At 62.9% G+C, this 17,071-nt stretch carries 8 protein-coding genes and 1 pseudogene; 6 read left to right on the top strand and 3 right to left on the bottom strand.

All coding sequences use genetic code 11. The features are described from left to right. Nucleotides 1–75 precede the first annotated feature (75 nt). On the bottom strand, nucleotides 76–1,839 hold the full coding sequence (locus WHX56_RS03370; protein WP_338880435.1) for a DEAD/DEAH box helicase: 1,764 nt from the start codon (nucleotides 1,837–1,839) through the stop codon (nucleotides 76–78). 274 nt (nucleotides 1,840–2,113) lie between these two features. Further along, the gene (locus tag WHX56_RS03365; RefSeq protein ID WP_287756320.1) at nucleotides 2,114–2,875 is read right to left on the bottom strand and encodes a uracil-DNA glycosylase; all 762 of its coding nucleotides are present in this window, start codon (nucleotides 2,873–2,875) and stop codon (nucleotides 2,114–2,116) included. Between the two features lie 359 nt (nucleotides 2,876–3,234). On the opposite strand from WHX56_RS03365, the gene WHX56_RS03360 reads away from it, so the two are divergent. From WHX56_RS03360 to WHX56_RS03340, 5 genes are all read left to right on the top strand, one after another. Continuing rightward, a complete protein-coding gene (locus tag WHX56_RS03360) occupies nucleotides 3,235–4,926 on the top strand; it encodes a ShlB/FhaC/HecB family hemolysin secretion/activation protein (RefSeq protein ID WP_338880432.1) in 1,692 nt (563 codons plus the stop codon). A gap of 69 nt (nucleotides 4,927–4,995) precedes the next feature. Then, complete coding sequence (locus WHX56_RS03355; protein ID WP_338880431.1) at nucleotides 4,996–13,329, top strand: hemagglutinin repeat-containing protein; 8,334 nt, start codon at nucleotides 4,996–4,998, stop codon at nucleotides 13,327–13,329. 3 nt (nucleotides 13,330–13,332) lie between these two features. Next, entirely contained in the window at nucleotides 13,333–13,668 is a 336-nt protein-coding gene (gene imm40 / locus WHX56_RS03350; protein ID WP_338880429.1) for an Imm40 family immunity protein, read from the top strand. A gap of 126 nt (nucleotides 13,669–13,794) precedes the next feature. Next, a complete protein-coding gene (locus tag WHX56_RS03345) occupies nucleotides 13,795–14,568 on the top strand; it encodes a hypothetical protein (RefSeq protein ID WP_338880427.1) in 774 nt (257 codons plus the stop codon). Between the two features lie 70 nt (nucleotides 14,569–14,638). Beyond that, nucleotides 14,639–15,394 carry a hypothetical protein gene (locus tag WHX56_RS03340; RefSeq protein ID WP_338880425.1) on the top strand — a complete coding sequence of 252 codons (756 nt, stop codon included), beginning with the start codon at nucleotides 14,639–14,641 and terminating at the stop codon, nucleotides 15,392–15,394. Nucleotides 15,395–15,424: 30 nt separating this feature from the next. On the opposite strand, the pseudogene WHX56_RS03335 reads toward WHX56_RS03340, so the two are convergent. Then, nucleotides 15,425–15,632, bottom strand: a pseudogene (locus WHX56_RS03335) (IS110 family transposase); the annotation flags it as partial. 235 nt (nucleotides 15,633–15,867) lie between these two features. Between WHX56_RS03335 and WHX56_RS03330 the strand changes: the two are divergent. Beyond that, complete coding sequence (locus tag WHX56_RS03330; protein WP_338880423.1) at nucleotides 15,868–17,061, top strand: hypothetical protein; 1,194 nt, start codon at nucleotides 15,868–15,870, stop codon at nucleotides 17,059–17,061. Nucleotides 17,062–17,071: the final 10 nt, after the last annotated feature.

Below are 17,071 nucleotides of genomic sequence, written 5' to 3'. Positions count from 1 at the left end.
GATCGGATTGTCGTCCGATGCCTGGGGTGCGGTCAGATCGCCGGCGCGGTTCTTGTCGAACCGCTGGGACCGGGATCAGTCGCGGCGCGCGCCGGCCGGTTTGGCGAAGCGCTTGGCGGGGCCGCCGGGGCGCTTGTCGAACGTGGGCTTGGCGCGGAAACCGCCTTCGGGGCGGTCGCCGCCACGGAAGCCGCCTTCGCGCTGAGGACGGTCGCCGAAGCTGGGGCGGTCGCTAAAGCTGGGGCGGGCGTCACGGTCGCCGCCGCGGAAACCGCCTTCGCGGGGGCCGCGTTCGCTGAACGGACGGGCGTCGCGCTGGGGACGGTCGCCATAGCTGGGGCGGTCGCCGAAGCTGGGACGCGAGTCGCGGTCGCCGCCGCGGAAGCCGCCTTCGCGTTGAGGACGGTCGCCGAAGGGGCGGTTGCCCTGGTAGCCGCCTTCACGCTGCGGGCGGTCGCCGAAGCTGGGGCGATCGCTGAAAGAGCGGGCCGGACGATCTCCGAACGGACGATTGCCTTGGTAGCCGCCTTCACGGGGGGCGCTTTCGCGGTTGCCTTGGTAACCGCCTTCACGCGGCTTGAACTCGCCGCGCGGGCCGCCGAAGGAACGGCCTTCGCGCTGGCCCTGGTAGCCGCCGCCGGGACGCTTGCCGAACGGCTTGCCGCCACGCGGGGCGCCGCCGGTCGACGGACGCGGGGTGCGCTTGGGTTCCAGGCCGGCGATCACTTCAGGATTGATCGACTGGCCGATGTAGTGCTCGATGCGGCGCACCTTGTGGCGCTCGGAATGCGTGGCCAGCGTGAAGGCCAGGCCGTTGCGGCCGGCGCGGCCGGTGCGGCCGATGCGGTGCACGTAGTCTTCGGCCTGCATCGGCAGGTCGAAGTTGACGGCGTGGCTGATGCCTTGGACGTCGATGCCGCGGGCGGCCACGTCGGTGGCGACCAGGATGCGCAGTTGGCCGCGTTGCAGTTGCGACAGGGTGCGGGTGCGCTGGCGCTGGTTCATGTCGCCGTGCAGGGCGGCGGCGGCGAAGCCCTGGTCGGCCAGGCGGTCGGCCAGGTCGTCGGCGCCGCGCTTGGTCGACGTGAAGACGATGGCCTGGTCCAGCGAGGCGTCGCGCAGCACGTGGTCCAGGAGCTGCATCTTGTGGCTGGCGTCGTCCGCGTACAGCAGGCTTTGCGTGATGTTGGTGTGCTTTTCCTTCGCGCCGGCCATTTCGATGCGTTGCGGGTCGCGCATCATGCGCGCCGCCAGCTTGGCGATGGTGCCGTCCAGCGTGGCCGAGAACAGCAGCGTCTGGCGGTCTTGCGGCAGGCGGCCGACGATGGTCTCGATATCCTCGATGAAGCCCATGTCCAGCATGCGGTCGGCTTCGTCCAGCACCAGCGTGTGCACGGTGTTCAGCTTGACGCGGCCCGATTGCAGGTGGTCGATCAGGCGGCCCGGGGTGGCGACCAGCACGTCCACGCGGCGCGACAGCGCCTTCAATTGCGCGCCGTAGGGCATGCCGCCCACGACCGTGGCGGTGCGCAGGTCGGCCAGCTTGCGGCCGTAGGTCGCGGTGGCTTCGGTGACTTGCAGGGCCAGTTCGCGGGTCGGGGTCAGCACCAGCACTTGCACGCCGACGCCCTTGTTGGCGGGCATCTGGGCGATGCGGTGCAGCGCCGGCAGCATGAAGGCGGCGGTCTTGCCGCTGCCCGTTTGCGAGGAGACCATCAGGTCGTGGCCGGCCAGCGCCTGCGGGATGGCGGCGGCTTGGACGGCGGTGGGGGTGTTGAAGCCAGCGTCTTGAACGGCCGACAACAGAGCGGGCGCAAGACCCAGGTTTTCGAAAGACATTACTTTCCCTTGCCGCAATCAATGCGACGCAGTGCTTGGTCGGGCCAGGGGATTAGGCGGCCGGATCCAGGCGACGGTTGATGGAGCATCGTGCCGACCGGATCAACCATGCGCGTGGCGCGTTCACTTGTACAGATTGGAACGCAGGGCGAAAGGAAAGGGGTCAGGAATCGATGATGGTTCGGCAGAGGCCGGGGCTGCTGCCCGGCGGACTGCGAAAACTTCCGCTAAATCAAAGCGGTAAATGCCGAACTCGTTTTGTGCAGTGCGGCGATCATAACCTGAATTCGCCTTGCATGGGAATTGTTTTTTTGTCCAGTCCCCAATCAATAGGGTTTTTCCCTTGGTCGGCCAGCCATTCGTTGGTCGCCCGGAAGTGGCCGCAACCCAGGAACGGCACCGGCGGCCGCCTCGCGGAGAGCGGCGAGGGGTGATTGGACATCAGGACCAGGTGGCCGCTGTTGTCAGGCAGCAACGAACGCTTGGCCTGGGCATGCGCGCCCCAAAGCATGAAGACCTTGGGCGAGGGGTCGCGGGCGACCAATGCGATCAATGCGTCGGTCACCGTTTCCCAGCCGCGCTTGGCGTGGGAGGCCGGCAGGCCGTCTTCCACCGTCAGCGCTGTGTTCAGCAGCAGCACGCCCTGCCCGGCCCAACTGCTCAGGTCATTGCCGGCGGGGACGGGCGTGCCCGGAAATTCCTGGGCGATCTCATTGAAGATGTTGCGCAGGCTGGGCGGCCGCTTGCAATCGTCCGGCACCGAGAAGGCCAGGCCCTGGGCCTGGCCCGGGCCATGGTAGGGGTCCTGCCCCAGGATCACCACCCGCACGTCCGACGGCGCCAGTCCTTGCAGGGCGCGGAAAGGCGTGGCGGGGTAGATGGTGGCGCCTTCGCCCAGGCGCTTTTCGACGTGGGCGGTCACTGCCGCCAGGGCGTCGGCCACTTGCGGGTCGGCGAAGGCCGCGCGCCAGGCAGCGGGCAGTTGCGCCGTCTGGGCGGCGAGGGCGTGGGGAGTCAGGCGGTTGTCGATCGGCATGGGCGCGATTTTGGCATAGCCCGGGCGGGTGGCGGAGCGGCGTCGACGGAGGCGCCTGTACAGGGTTTTCCCCGGGAAATTTTTCAGACTCGTCTGATGGAGCCGCGGCCGTCCAACGCGTAGCGTGTAACTAATTCAAACGTGTGAAAGTCGTGCACGCATTAATAAATATCAATGAAAAATATCTAATCATCGGTAATGTCGGCAAATTTGCATAAATTTGTCGCTATTTATCAATTAAATCAAATCTTAAGTTTTGCCCGCATAGTTCCGTCAACCGAAATATAGAAATTTTTAATTTCAACAAGAAACAAGTGCGAGCCAGCCTTTCCTGGCGGCGAATCCTCCGGCATAAGGGTTTGCGCCGTCTGTCGCTGTCGGTGGGACTGACGGCGTTCTTCGCATCCTCCGTGGCCGCGCAGCCGGCGCAGGCAGAGGCCGCCGCCCGTGCCGGCGAGATCCAGCGCCGCCAGGAGCAGGAGCTCGAGGCCCAGCGCGCCCGCGCCGCCCAGCGCCCGGACGTGCTGTCCGCGCCCGAGGCGCCGGCGGCGGGCGAGGGGCCCCTGGTGTTTCCCCAGGAAACCCCCTGCTTCGCCTTGCGCGACGTCCTGTGGGACGGCCCCGAGCCCCCGGCGGAACTGCGCCGCGTGGCCGAGGCCGCCATCGGCCCCTGCGTGGGCGGCCAGGGCCTGAAGGCCTTGCAGGAGCATCTGCACGCCCGCCTGATCGACCAGGGCCTCATCACCGCCCGCGTGCTGGTGCCGGAGCAATCGCTCGCCGGCGGCACGCTGACGCTGCGCTACGTGCCCGGCCGTATTTCGGCGGTCAAGAGCGAGGGCGCGGCCGGCTGGTGGCGCACCGCGCTGCCGACCTGGCCCGGCGGAGATCTCAATCAGCGCGACCTGGACCAGGCGCTGGAAAACATCCGGCGCCTGGGCAGCCAGGCCGACGCCACCATCGACGTGGCGCCGGGCCCCGAGCTGGGCGATTCCGACATTCTCATCAAGCCGGGCACCGGCAAGCGCTGGCACGCCTATGTGGGCGGCGACAACGCCGGTATGGAAGCCACCGGCAAGAACCAGCTCAACGCGGGCTTGACGCTGGATTCGCCGCTGTTCCTGTACGACCAGCTTTCGGTGTCGTGGAACAGCAACGCCAGCCTGCGCCGCGACGACGCGCTGTCGCGCGCGGCGTCCATCAATTACAGCATTCCCTTCGGCTACTGGACCCTGTTCGCCGGCGCCAGCAAGTCGCGCTACCGCCAGACCGTGGCGGGTTTCGAAGAGCCCATCGTCTATGGCGGCACCACCCGGCAGGTGGACCTGGGCGTGTCCGTGGTGCCCTACCGCGGCAGCAACTACAAGGGCACCGCCACGCTGAAGTTCCTGCGCAAGCGCGTCAACAGCACCATCAACGACATCGACATCGAAGTGCAGCGCCGCGACGTCGCCGGCTACGAATTCGGCTACGGGCATCGCCAGTACCTGGGCCAGGCCGTGCTGGACGTGGGCGGCGGCGTGCGCGGCACCCTGCCGCAGTTTTCCGACCAGCCCGGCTACGTCTATGGCGACCCGGACTGGAACGGGCGCAGCACCATACTTTCCGCCAACGCCGGCCTGTACCTGCCTTTCAAGGTGGCGGGGCAGCAACTGGCCTACCAGGCCAACTGGCAGATCCAGCACGCGAAGACCGCCGTGGTGCCGGCCGACTACTTCACCATCGGCAACCGCTACGCCGTGCGCGGCTTCGACGGCCAGATGACGCTGGCTTCCGAAGACGGCTGGAGCCTGCGCAACGACCTGTCGCTGAATCTCGGCGACCTGGGCCAGCAGCTCTATGCCGGCCTGGACGTGGGCCGCGTGGGCGGCCCGTCCGCCGAATTCCTGTCCGGCCGCACGCTGGCCGGCGCCGTCGCCGGCCTGCGCGGCCGCGTCGCCATGCCCTATGTGAACGCCAGCTACGACCTGTCGGCGGGCTGGCCGCTGAAAAAACCCGAAAACCTCAAGACCAGCAACACCGTGTTCGCCCTGTCGCTGATGTTCGAGTTCTAGCGCGCGGCGCGGCCGGTCCTTCCGCGCCGCGGCGAACCCTCCGAACCGATTACCGAGAGTCAACGCATTATGTCCAAGCTCCGTTCCGTCATCGTCTGGCTCGTGCTCTACACCCAGGTCTGGACCCCGGTCCTGGCGCAGACGCTGCCCATTTCCGTGGACAAGAGCGCGGGGGGCCAGCGGCCCGTCGTCGGTGTCAGCAATGGCGTGCCGGTCGTGAACATCGCGCCGCCGTCGGCCGGCGGCGTGTCGAATAACCGCTTTACCCAATTCAACGTCGGCCCGTCCGGCGTGGTGCTGAACAACAGCGGCGCCGCCAGCCGCACGCAGCTTGCCGGGCAGATCGCCGGCAACGCCATGCTGGGCAACCAGCGCGCGGCCACCATCCTGAACCAGGTCACCGCGCCCAACCCGTCGCAGTTGATGGGCATGCTGGAAGTCGCCGGCAACCGCGCCAACGTCATCGTCGCCAATCCGGCCGGTATCACCTGCAACGGCTGCGGCTTCCTGAACGCCGACCGCGCCACGCTGACCACCGGCAAGCCCGTGATCGGGCCGAACGGGCTGAGCTTCGAGATCGCGGGCGGCGGGTTGAGCATCGAAGGCGCGGGCCTGAATGGCGCGAACCTGAGCCAGGTGGACCTGATGGCGCGCACGCTGGAAATCAACGCCAAGGTCTGGGCCGACCGGCTGAACCTGGTGGCCGGCGGCGCGCGCGTGGGCTATGACGGCGTGTCGGTGGATGCGCTGGCGGCGCAGGGCGGCGCGCCGGCCGTGGCGCTGGACGTGGCGGCGCTGGGCGGCATGTACGCCAACAGCATCCGGCTGGTCGGCACCGAGGCCGGGGTGGGCGTGAACGTGGGAGGCAACGTGGCCGCCCTGACCGGCAGCCTGTCTGTCAGCGCCAACGGCGACGTCAAGATTCTGCCGTCGGGCCGCATGCAGGCGGCCACGGACCTGTCCGTGCAGAGCGGGCGCGGCCTGGCCAACCAGGGGGTGGTCACGGCGGGCGGCGCCATCGCGCTGAACGCGGCCGGCAGGATCGAGAACACTGGCGAGATTTCCGGTGGCAGCGGCGTCAGCATCGCGGGCGGCCAGCTCGGCAATGGCGGCACCATCGTGTCCCGGGGCGGCGCCCTGCAGATCGGCGCCGCCGGCGACGTCCGGAACCTGTCGCCGGGCCGCCTGCAGGCGGCCGCCGGCCTGTCCGTGCGCAGCGCGGGCCAGATCGTCAACGAAGGCGCCGCCACCGCCGGCGGCGGGCTGGCGCTGAGCGCCGACGGCAGTGTGATCAATACCGGCGGCCTGTCGGCCTCGGGCAACGTGGACCTGGCGGCGCGCCAACTGGACAACAGCGGCGTCCTCACCGCCGGCCTGCAGGCCGACGGATCGGTCAGCCCCTTGGGCGCGTTCTCCGCCCAGGTGCAATCGTTGCGCAACAGCGGAACCCTGGTCGCGGGCGGGGACGCCAGCGTCACGGCCGACGCGCTGAACCTGTCCGGCGGCCGTTTCGCCGCCGGCGGCGCCCTGGCGGTGGAGGCCCGCGGCGCGGTGCGGAACGCGGACGGCCAGTTGTATGGCGCGTCGGTGGACCTGAAGGCGGGCAGCCTGGACAATGCCGCAGGCAAACTGACCAGCGGCGGCGCATTGACCGCCCTGATAGACGGCGCCGTGGACAACGCGGGCGGCACGCTGGCGGCGGCGGGCGGGCTCGACTTGCGGGCGCAGTCCCTGTCGAATGCGCGCGGCGGCGTGGTGTCGGGCGACAGCGTGGCGCTGCGCGCATCGGGCGGCATCGACAACCAGGGCGGCGCGGTGCAGGCCGCCGGCGCGCTCTCCATCGAGGGCGGCGCGCTCGACAACCGGGACGGCAAGCTGCTGGGCGGGTCGGTCGACATCAAGGCCGCCAGCCTGGACAACCGCAAGGGCGTGGCGCACGCCGACGGCAGGCTTGCCGTGGACAGCGCGGGCGCGGTGAACAACCAGGACGGCGGCTTGTACGGCGGGTCGGCCGACGACAAGGTCAGCATCAAGGCCGCCAGCCTGGAGAACCAGGCCGGCAAGCTGGTCAGCGGCGGCGCGCTGGACGTGAATACGGCGGGCCATGCCGACAATACCGGCGGCACGGTGGCGGCGCAGGGCGCCGCCGGCATCCAGGCGCAAAGCCTGGCCAACACGGGCGGCCTGATCGCCGCGGCTGGCCTGACCCTGCGGACCCTGGGCACGCTGGACAACGCGGCAGGCCTGATCCAGGCCGACGGCGCGTTGGACCTGGCCGCCGCCGCGCTCGTCAACCGCGACACGCTGGCCGACGGCGCCAGCGGCCCGCTGGGCGTAATGGGCGGAGACGTCACGCTGAACGCCGGCTCCATCGACAACCAGGCCGGACGCATCGGCGCCGGCCAGACCCTGGGCGTCGCCACCGGCGTACTGAACAACGCGCGCGGCAACGTGTCCTCGGACGCCAGCGCCAGCCTGGCCTTCAGCAGCCTCGTCAACGACGCCGGGGCCATCGCGGCCGGCACGTCGCTGGACCTCGTCGCCGGCGCGCTGGACAACACCGGCAAGATCCATTCGGCGCAGGACCTGACCATCACCGCCGGCAGCCTGACCAACCGCGCCGGCGGCGAGATCGTCGCCGCGCGCGACAACACCCTCAACGTGTCGGGAGCGCTGTCGAACGCCGGCCTGATCGACGGCGGCCATACCCGCATCGACGCGGGCAGCGTCACCAACACCAGCCGCATCTATGGCGACCGCATCAGCATCCAGACGCCCGCGCTGCTGAACGATGCCGATGCCGTCATCGCCTCGCGCGGCGACATGGACCTGGGCGTGGGTACGCTGACCAACCGCGAGCACGCCCTGATCTATGCCGGCGCCGACCTGCGCGTGGGCGGCGCGCTGGACGCCGCCGGCCGCGCCGCGGGCCAGGCCGCGCTGTTGTCCAATGAATCGGCCACCATCGAGGTCGCGGGCAACGCGGATATCGCGGCGGCGGCGCTGCACAACCGCAACATGCATTTCGCCAGCGAAACCGTCGAGGTCAGCCGGGGGCCGAAGCTCTACTACCGCCTGGAAAACTCCACCGAGTTCCTGGATGGGTCCAAGCTCTGGCTGTGCGACGCGGTGACCGAACTGTGCGGCCGCGATCCCGTGACTTTCCTGGACGACGATTCCGAGCGGCGCCTGTTGCTGCCGTCCACGACGTATCCGGAGTCGCGCTACGGTCCGCCGTTCGACTACGTCAAGGGCGAAAAAGGCAAGGCCGGCGTCGCCGCGCCCATCCCGCCTGCATGGCTGCCCGATCGGCAAGTATGCGACGGCCCCGGCGGAGACGCCGGCGGCTCGTGCGTCACCGAAGTGGGCGGGCCGCGCTACAAAGTGGGCGATCGGATCTGGAGCGTGTTCGGCGTCGCCGAGCCGGGGCCCGTGCCGCCCATGGTCGCGGTGAAATGCAACGTCAACGAGACCTGCCTCGTATCGACGCCGGAGCGCGACCAGGCTCTGGCGGCCAACAAGGCTCGCCACGACGAGCTGGGCAGCAAGATCTACGCCTTCAACGCCGATTTCAACAACCGCCTGGTCACGAACTTCTTCTACTACAAGGTCGAGGAAGTCGTCATGGAAAGCCGCACGGTTTCTACCGATCCGGCCAAGATCATCGTCGGCGGCGCGGCCAGGTTCACTGGCGCCGTCACCAACGACAAAAGCCGCATCATCGCGGGCGGCACGCTATCCGTGGACGGCCCGGCGATCAACAACATCGGCGCGCAGGGCATCCGCTCGATCGAGCGCGTGGGCTCCGAAGTCCGCACCGTGGCCAAAGGCGGCGGGCGCAAGGAAAGCTGGTCCGACTACCGGGACGTCGCCGCGCCCCAGCGCATCGACCTGGCGGTCGCCAGTTCCGACGGCAACACCGCGCCGCCCGCCACGGGCAACCAGAAGCCGGGCGCCAGCGCCGTGGCGGGCGCCTTGGCGCCGGCGCGGGTGATGGAAGTAGGCCTGCCCGGCAGGGGCATCATCCGCGTGGTCACGCTGCCGCCGACGATCCCCACCAGCTCGCTCTATCGCATCATGCCGGGGCTGAACGAGCGCTATCTGGTCGCCACCGACAGCCGGTTCCTGGGGCAGCTCCAGCCCGTGTCCAGCGACTTCCTGCTGCAGAAGCTCAACGAAGACAGCGGCCACTTCCTCAAGCGCCTGGGCGACGGCTTCTATGAGCAGAAGCTGGTCGCCGAGCAGATCATGCTGGCCACCGGCCAGCGCTTCGTCGGCGACTACACCGACAACGAATCGCAGTACAAGGCGCTGCTGAGCGCCGGCGCGGACTTCGCCGGCAAATTCGGCCTGACCGTCGGCACGGCCTTGTCCGAAGAGCAGATGCGGCATCTGACCAGCGATATCGTATGGCTGGTCGAGCAGACCGTCACGCTGCCCGACGGCACCCAGCAGAAGGTGCTGGCGCCGCAGGTCTACCTGGCCGTCAAGCCGGGCGACCTGCGCGGCGACGGCACGCTGATCGCCGGCCGCGACACACAGATCAAGACCGCGGGCGACGTCAAGAACAGCGGCACCATCGGCGCCCGCAACGCGCTGGTGGTCGAGGCGCAGAACATCCGCAACACCGTCGGTTCCATGCAGGGCCAGACCGTGAACCTGGCCGCCCGCAACGACATCGACAACATTGCGGGTCTGCTGAAGGGCGACGCAGTCGCCCTCAGCGCCGGGCGCGACATCAATCTGACGGCCACCACCCAATCCAATGCCAGCGGCGGCGTCAGCAGCACGCGCATCGACGGCGTGGCCCGCATCGACGCCGGCACCCTGAACGCGCAGGCCGGGCGCGACTTCAACGCCCAGGCGGCGGCCATCGCCGCCAGCGGCGACGCCCGCATCCAGGCGGGCAACAACATCAATCTGACCACCGCCGAAGAGCGGTACGCGGAGTCTTACAACTACGGCAAGAAGAACCGCGCCGAGATGCATTCGTCCACCGAAGTGGGTTCGAGCATCGCGGCCGGCGGCAACCTGACACTGGTCGCCGGCCGGGACGTCAACGCGCGCGCCGCGGAAGTCACGTCCGACAAGCAGCTTGCGGTAGGCGCGGGGCGCGACATCAATGTGGCCGCCGGCACCGACAGCCACTACGCGTACAACGAGACCTACTACAAGCAGCGCGGCTTCCTGTCCAGCAAGAGCGAGCACCGCAAGACGGAATCCGATTGGACGAGCTCGGCCTCGTCCACGTTCACGGGCGACAGCGTGGTGATGATGGCTGGGCGGGACCTGAACGTGGCGGGCTCCAACGTCGCGGCGCAGAATGACCTGGTCATGTCGGCCGACCGTAACGTCAACATCGTCGCGGTGCAGAACAAGTCCGACGAATACCAGTACGAGAAGGTGAAGAAGTCGGGCTTCGGTGCATTGGGCGGCATCAGTTACGGCTCGCGCCAAACCACCGACTGGACCGACACCCAGCGCGGCTTGAACACCGGCAGCACCGTCGGCAGCGTGCAGGGCGACGTGCTGATCAACGCAGGCAGGTCCCTCAACGTGCTGGGCAGCGACATCCTCGCGCGCCAGGGCGATATCACCATGATCGGCCGCGACGTCAGCATCGTGGGAGGCGCCGACACGATGCGCCAGCGTGAATTCCACGAGGTCAAGCAAACGGGCCTCACGCTGACCGCCAGCAACCCCGTGGTCAGCGCCATGCAGACTGCTGGCCGAATGGCCGATGCGGCCGGCAAGACGGACAACCCGGTCATGCAGGGGCTGGCAGGCGCCACCACCGGGCTGGCGGCGTACAACGCCTATGACGCCGTGCAAGCCTCCGCCAAGGCCGCGGCGGCGGCGGAGGCTGCCAAGCCTGGCTCCTCCAACGAGATCGACAAGGCCGGCGGCGTCAGCATCAAGCTCAGCTTGGGCAGCAGCAAGAGCAGCAGCACTACCGACCGCAACTCCACGACGGCGGTGGGATCGACCGTCGCCGCAGGCAAGGACCTGACAATTATTGCCAAGGGCGCTGGGAGTGACTCGGATATCACGGTCACCGGCTCGAGCCTATCCGCCGGCCGCAATGCCGTGCTCAAGGCCGAAGGCGACATCCTGCTGCAAGCGGCACGTAATGCGTTCGAGCAAAAGACCGAGAGCAAGAGTAGCAGCGCGAGCATCGGCATTGGCTACTCGACTGGAGGATCACAGAACGGCTTCACGCTGGAACTGGGCGCTTCCATGGGTAGAGGGAAAGAAGACGGCCGTGACGAGAGCTGGACCAACAGCAACATTGTTGCCGGCAAGACGTTGGCGCTGCAGTCCGGAGGGGACACGACACTGAAAGGAGCATCGGGCAAGGCTGAGCAGATCATTGCGTCGGTAGGCGGCAACCTGTTGTTGGAAAGCCTGCAGGACACCAGCAAGTACGACTCGAAGAACAAGAGCGCGGGATTCGGCGTGAGCCTGTGCATTCCGCCCTACTGCGCGGGTAGTTCCTCAGTATCGGCCAACGCCGGAACGGGCAAGATGCACAGCGACTTCAAGTCGGTCACCGAGCAGACGGGCCTGTGGGCGGGCGACGGCGGCTTCATGATCGACGTGAAGAACAACACCACGCTGATCGGCAGCGTGATCGCCAGCAGCGACAAGGCCGTTGCCGAAGGGTTGAACAAGCTCGCCACCGGCACGCTGGTGACGGAGGACATCAAGAACAAGGCCAACTACAACGCCAGCCAGGTGTCGGTGGGCGGAGGTATCGGCTTTGGCGGAGAGAAGGGCGGCGGCACCGGGTTGGGAACGACCAAGGACAACCAGGTAGCTGGCGGCGCGAGTAAGGAGGCCGCTACCTCGGTACCCACGTCGGGCAACGTATCGGTGAATTTGCCCACAGCCGCGGCGGCCAGCGGCAGCGGCAGTTCGACCACGCACAGCGCGATCAGCGGCGGGACGGTCGTGATCCGCGACGAAGTCGCGCAGCAGAACCTGACAGGGATGACGGCGGCGGAGACGATAGCGGCGTTGAACCGGGATACGTCGGATACGTTGAATGCGCTCAAGCCGATCTTTGACAAGGAGAAGATCGAGGCGGGGTTCGAGATCGTGTCGGAGGCGAACCGGCAAACGGGGCAGTTCTTGGCGAATCGGGCGAAGGAGGCTGATGAGCTCAAGAAGGCAATGGATGCTGAGACGGATCCCGAGCTTAAGAAAGGTCTCAAGGCCCAGTATGACGAGGCGGCCAAATGGGGGCCAGACGGTGAGTATCGTTTAGGTCTTACAGTAATCGTTGGCGCGGTCGGAGGAAACGTCACGGGGAGCACTGGGCAATTCGTTCAGGCTGCTGCGGTGAACTACTTGCAGGCCTTAGGCGTCAGCCAAGTGAAGTCGATTGCCGACGAGTTGGACAACGAAGTCGCACGAACCGCTTTGCAGGGACTGGTGGGTTGCGCTGGCGCTGCCGGAAAGGGGGGGAAATGCGAAGCCGGGGCGATGGGAGCGGCAGCCAGTGTGGTGCTCAACAACCTGGTTGATCGCCTTACCGGGGCGGACGCCAAGAAGCTCTCTGCGGAAGGCAAGGAAGCTCACGCCAATCTGGTGGCAAGCATTGTGGCGGGCCTCACTGAGGCGCTTGGCGGTGATGCTGCTATGGCGACCGTGGCAGCACAAATCGAAACCGGAAATAATTATTTCGGGCAGAAGTCTGAAGGATTCAAGGCGGCAGAGCAAAGGCAATTCGATGCAGCAATTGCATCTTGCGGCCCAGCGAATCCTGATAGCTGCGCGCGGGCCCGCGAGTTGGCAGGTATATCCGAAAAGCGCGATCTAGCGCTAGCGAACGCATGCGCTGACCCTGCGTCTTCGCTCTGCGGCGCAGCGATAAAGCTAGCCACCGCCAGCGGCAATATTGTGTTTTTCGATACACAGGGTAAGCCGATAGCGGTGCCGGCGGATTCGCCCATGATTCAAGCGACACCTGACCCTCGAGACGGGACATTTCATTACACCATTTCGGCAAGTGTCGCGGAAGGTTTGGCGATTGATAGTGGGGGCGGAGCGCTTAGCGGAATCAGTTTTTCTTTGAGTAATCTAGCAATAACTTCTGTTAAAGAAATTAATGCAAGTATAAAAGGAGTTGGTTCTGTAGTAGATGATTTCTTTGCGGGAACTAAATATACAGATAAAGTCGTCAGTCAAATAAAATCAGGAGATTTGCATGCGTTTCCAGAAAGTGTGAAGATGTTTCAGGAGGCGGGGGAAGTGTCAAGAATCACCGGAGGGGATGGGGTTGTGAGAGATATGTTAAAGATCCCTGGGGAATACCGTGGTAAGCAAGGAGTATTCGAATTTATAAAAGAGGCGGATGGGTCCATAAACCATCGTTTATTTAAACCGAATCCCGGGCAGTGAGCTATGAATAATGTTTGGTCACCAGAAATCGATGCGGTTCTCAGCGTCGGATATTCTCTGGAGGATGTTGGAATAAAAAACTGGGCTTTAAATCGTAGCCAGGCTTTAGCTTCTATTGGGAAATTTGAAAGCTCCGGAGTGGCTATCTTGGGGGGGGATGTGTACCATCTTATTGGGGGGAGGGTAGAACATACATATGACAACTGGTATTGCGAAAAAAACATAGGCGAATCGGATTTGGAATTTTTGAAACGTAGTTTGCTTAAAGCAAAACTTTACATTGAAAACTACCAAGTGGGCGGAGCTCTTTTCGCTTTGGTTCCGTTAATCTGTCGGTAAAGAAGAATGGTATCGGCTCAGGTGGTGTGCTGTTTATTGGCGATACTATCGCACGCTCTTTCTACTAATTCGATGCCTTAAAGCAGGAATTAATTCCCTGTGCCAAAAAATAGAAACTAGGAAATCATGAAAAGGCGATTCATTCCATTGAACGCAAAGGCATTGCTTACCCCGTCCTTCAAGAATGCGGATACCTTTGCGGATTTGGTGGGAGATTTTTTAACGCGATTGCCTACGTTCGCCCCAGGCCGGTGGGGGGTTATAGAACCGATCAATCTTAGTCTCTCTATGCCTGAGATTCGGGAGTTTCTTCAGTGTGGAAGCTCCAATATTATGTGGAAAAGAAATGTGCCACCTAAAGGTTGGGGGGTGTTCAGGAAGCGCACAAATCCGCTCCGGGGACCGCAGTTGGCAAGCCATCATTTGGACGTGTCTGTCGAAAAAAACGATCAAGTTTTGGATCTAATTTCTTATATGAATCACTTGTCCCGTTGGGCGGGAGTGGAGTATGCGCATTGCGATACTCTTTCTCTCCCCTATGTGGATGTGGCGCACAAGAATGGTTTGGCTCCATATAGAGACATTATAAGCATTTATACATATATGCTTGTGAAAGCATTGCCGGACGTGATGTGGTTCCAAATATTCGGTCCGGCGTATGTGAGGTTGATAGGGTTAGATAAAATCCTTTCAGCCCCTGCGTACAAAGTAGAGCAACTTGGGCCAGAAACCGTGTCCGTACAATTATCGGAATCTCTGTTTGATCTGCATGATCGCTACGACGAGGTTGATATCGTGCGGAAGAAAGTAAAACAGCATCTCGATGATAATATTTTTTTCGATCCGAGAAACGAAAAGGACCACGTCTATAGGGTCCCGCAGTTTGAATTTCCAGAATAATGTCGCAGATTGCACAACTATAAGGGATTCTGTTCTGCCTAAAAAAAATAAAGTTGAGTTTCTATAGTCCATGAAAAAAGAGAACTTGCAGATCAATGCGGAAATGTTGCTGATACCCGATTTCTCGGACGGTGATTCATTTTTCGGATTGATCAGGGACTTTATTTTCTACATGCCTGGATACCAGCCGCAGATGTGGGCTGCGGATTCCGCTGAAGGATCCAAACTATCACTTATGGAGCTGCGGTCATTAGTCCAGCAGGGGCCTTCTGTTTTGCATTGGAAGCGCAAGACGTCGCCGCGTGCAGAGGGAGCTATTAGCAGAAGGCTCCAGACGCCGACGGGGCAGGAACATGCCGCACACCGGTTACGGTTATCAGTAAAAAATGACGAGCAGGTGGATTGGTTGGTCAGCTACCTTTGCTATTCCGCCGCTAGTGATGGGGTTGACTTTGCGTGCTTCGGTACTTCGTATAACGGTCCCGAATCAAATAACGAGCCTATGCGAATGGAAGCTGGTGTTTGCACCCAGCTTCTCCGAAGGACAATGCCAGATTTGTGCTGGGGGACTATTTTTGGAAGAGCGTATGTGGAACTCTTTGGTTTAGATAAGCTGTTGTCTTCGCCTGCGTATCAAGTGGAGCAGTTGACCCCCGATGCAGTATACATTCAACTAACTCAATCTATCTTCGATATGCGCGATAGACCCGCCGAGGTGCGAACCATGAAAAATATGGTCAAACGGCATTTGGATGAAAATATATTCTTCGATTCACGTTATCCTTTGAATCACGCTTATCGGACGCCGGTCTTCCAGTTTCAATAGAGGACTAGAACCGTGTTGGGCGCTAAGCACTCAGGCATAGTTAGGCTGGTATGGGGTGCGGGTTCTAAGTACGCCGCAGCATAGATACACCAACTTTCTCATGGCCGCGCCTAGCGCGGCCATGAGAAAGTTGGTGCAACAGCCGCGCGTAAAGAGCGCGGATATGGGGATTGCGACGAGCGCCGACGACAGCAGCCATGTGGAACGTGGCATGCACCCGAGAGAGACCGGCCTTAATTTGGTCTGAAGCCTTATTTTACTGCCTGGCAGGGGGGCGCTAGGCTCTTTCTAAATTTTCCAATTATATTGAAAACTAATCAATTTTCTGTGCTTCGCATGGTGCGAATTTCCCTACTCTGAAATAAATGAGATGGTGGCTATTTCGCCAGTGTCGCCCAGATATGGGGGAGATATCTGCCGAGTAGTCGCATATCGGTTTCGGCATGTCACTACGTCGAGAGAATATTTGGCCTATGTCGTTTTCAAGAAAATTTTCCCGCTTTCTTCCGCGCTTATCCTTGCCCTGCGGCCTGGCGCTGTCCGTCCTGGTGCTCACCGGTTGTTCGCAACTGAATCGCATGGGTCGTGACTTGATGAGTAAACCGTATGATGCCCCCGTTGCGCGGGCGGCCGCTGCAGCCGTGGATCCCTCGCCGTTGCGCGAATGGTTCCCCGACATGGCTCCGCCCTTGAGAGTACAAGCTAGGGGTAATCATGTATTTGCCAGATCCAGGCTCAACTGGTCATTCTCCATATCGGAAAAGCTATCTATCGCCGCGGCGCCAGTCTGCTTCGGTGGATTGAGTGACCATGATACTGATGGCACCACGGCTCTCTCCGGCGTCAGCATGCAGTTGGACAAGGGCGAAGCGAAATGGCTCTTTAGCCAGATAAATTGGGTGGCTCCCTACGCGATCAAGATGGACAGTCTGCAAGTGGGGGACGTGCTGCTTACGAAGGAAGTCATTGCTCAACTTCCAGATGATGCCGCTATGCAGGCCTACAAGGCACGGGCTGCTGACATGGACAAAAAACGGCATGTCAGTGTGATTCGCAACGGACAATATCTGATCGTCGAACGTCGTCCAAGAAAATTGCGCCAATGCTCATATATCGTTTATATGACCGAAAACGACATGATCAACTTGGTGCCTGCCGTGGTCCGGAACCGGGGGCATGTCACTGGGATACCTGCCTCGACCACCGTTTATGAACGCGCCCTGGATATTTTTCCGCGCGATGAGGAAGTGGAATGGTTCTTTGCACAGGAGTATGCGGCAGGGATTGTGTGGCTTACCTTCGGCGGCTCGGAAAACCGTGATATACGCAAGCAGTTCTTGTCCGCCACGGAGCAGGCCATTGCCAGAATGGCCAAGCAGGATGGCATCGATCCAGGAAAGATCGAGGACAAGGTGTTTCGCGATGCTGCCTATGTTTACTATGTGGCGCTCTACATCGGCAACAACGCGGCGTTGCAAATCGAGGATTACCTTGCGCAGCAACGGCTGCATGACGGGATCATGTTGAGTAAGCCTGATCCTAAGGCTGTGGAGTATCGAGAGCGGCTATTGCGGCATTGGTGGGATGAGCTGCGCGTACGAAACCAGGGGGATCAGCCTGCAAAGCCGGATGTGGCGGCATCAATCAGCGCGCTTGAGACGCTTTGATTTGTAGATG

The organism is Achromobacter veterisilvae, assembly GCF_037619525.1.
In the GTDB taxonomy this organism is placed as follows: domain Bacteria; phylum Pseudomonadota; class Gammaproteobacteria; order Burkholderiales; family Burkholderiaceae_B; genus Achromobacter; species Achromobacter veterisilvae.
This window is presented reverse-complemented; position numbering and strand designations above follow the sequence as displayed.